General features: G+C 32.0%; 3 protein-coding genes. All 3 read left to right on the plus strand.

Annotation, left to right across the window (positions count from 1 at the left end; genetic code table 11):
* Window positions 1–341 precede the first annotated feature (341 nt).
* The 3 genes from HWX39_RS35790 (at window position 342) to HWX39_RS35800 (ending at window position 1,364) form a co-directional block, all read left to right on the plus strand.
* Window positions 342–665 carry a hypothetical protein gene (locus HWX39_RS35790; RefSeq protein WP_175972152.1) on the plus strand — a complete coding sequence of 108 codons (324 nt, stop codon included), beginning with the start codon at window positions 342–344 and terminating at the stop codon, window positions 663–665.
* A 1-nt stretch (window position 666) separates the two neighbouring features.
* Complete coding sequence (locus tag HWX39_RS35795; RefSeq protein ID WP_175972153.1) at window positions 667–936, plus strand: hypothetical protein; 270 nt, start codon at window positions 667–669, stop codon at window positions 934–936.
* 158 nt (window positions 937–1,094) lie between these two features.
* The gene (locus HWX39_RS35800; protein ID WP_175972154.1) at window positions 1,095–1,364 is read left to right on the plus strand and encodes a hypothetical protein; all 270 of its coding nucleotides are present in this window, start codon (window positions 1,095–1,097) and stop codon (window positions 1,362–1,364) included.
* Window positions 1,365–1,525: the final 161 nt, after the last annotated feature.

Consider the following 1,525-nt stretch of genomic DNA (forward strand, 5'->3'; position numbering starts at 1 on the left):
ATTATTGTCGTCCCTATGGGACTCCCGCTATTGAAAGCAAGTCGTAGCTTGCTAAACAGCCAGATAGACACCGCACCTACGGACAAGCCCAAAGGCTAGGGTTTTCACTACTCCCAACAGTCAAAAACGATTTAAACGGCCATAGAGCCGTTTTTTTATGCCCAAACCACTACCACCCTACCCCACCTAAAAAAATCGCTTGTAGACCGTTCTGGAAGGTCGTGTTTGACCTGGCACAACCCAAAACAATGATATCAACTTTTAAAAATATCTTATCTTGCTATTGATTAACAAGATATTTTTATTAAGATAAAAATATGATTTTAACAGGAGAAAAATAAATGAAATCAAAATCAAAAATAGTTCTTAATGCTGAACTTGTCTACAAAGATTTAAATCTTAAATGTATTGAAGTAAACAAAGAACTTGAAGAAATACAAAGACTTGATAGCTTTGGAAATTCTAGAATGTATACAGTTCCATTTAACGTTCAATATATTTTTTCCTATCAATGGAATGGAAAGACAAGAATGATTGACGTTATAAGAAAAGCAGGAAATTCAAAACCACTTACAACCAATATAAGAACAGAAATAGCTAAACAGGTTGTCGAAGAACTCAAAGAAATGGAAACAATGAGTTTTACAAAAAAAGGAGGAAATTAAGATGGAAAGTTTAAGAGTTAGAGCAATGGAAATGCCAACCAATCAGTTAGAAGCTTTATTAAGACACGAACAGATGGACTTTATAGCTATTCAAATGGAGATTGAAAACCTACAAAACAAGATTTTAGGTTTGAAATATAGCGAGAGTGTCAAGCATTCCAGCATTGAAGCATTAGAAGATATTTTAACATTCAAAGCACAACAAGAGAAATTGAAAGCAACAAATGAGCTACCAGCAGATCACCCATTTAACCCATTCAAAGAGGAATAAAAATGAAACTAGACAATAAATTATTTAATACTTTCAAGCCAGAAGAAAGTTTAAACGACAACGAACAGAACAAAAGATTTATAAACTTTGTTAGTATTACCTATTCAATTTTATTCTTAATCTTTATCATTGAATATATTTTATAAGGAGAAAAAACAATGAGCATTTTAAACAACAAGACAAAACAATTTAAGAAAGACTTTAAAGATTTTAGTAAAGACAACAATACTTTCTACACATATCTAACGGCTTATATGTCAGCAACCCTACTTTGTTTTATGATGATTTTTACAAAAACTATCATAGTTCCAATCATAGTAAGTAGTTTATTTTTTGCCTTAATTAGACTAGGAATGAGAAAAATATTTAATCAACTACAAACAAAATATGTCATTGAGGAAATCACAAAATACAAAGAAAGATTATGATATTCATTGAATGTAGATAAGAAAATCAAGAGCCTGACGGCTCTTTTTTTTTGGGAATTACCACCCCGAAAATTACAAGTTAATTTTCTCAAACATAGTGCAACCACTTTAAAAGTGTTCGCTATTCTGCCAAGCCCTACGGGGCTTGAAATGGGGTGGTG

It is taken from the genome of Burkholderia sp. BCC0322 (genome assembly GCF_902833045.1).
GTDB lineage: Bacteria > Pseudomonadota > Gammaproteobacteria > Burkholderiales > Burkholderiaceae > Burkholderia.

Excerpts from the sequence above, each read along its gene's own strand:
- HWX39_RS35790 (WP_175972152.1), top strand. The coding sequence starts at position 342 with ATGAAATCAAAATCAAAAATAGTTCTTAATGCTGAACTTGTCTACAAA.
- HWX39_RS35795 (WP_175972153.1), top strand. The coding sequence starts at position 667 with ATGGAAAGTTTAAGAGTTAGAGCAATGGAAATGCCAACCAATCAGTTA.
- HWX39_RS35800 (WP_175972154.1), top strand. The coding sequence starts at position 1,095 with ATGAGCATTTTAAACAACAAGACAAAACAATTTAAGAAAGACTTTAAA.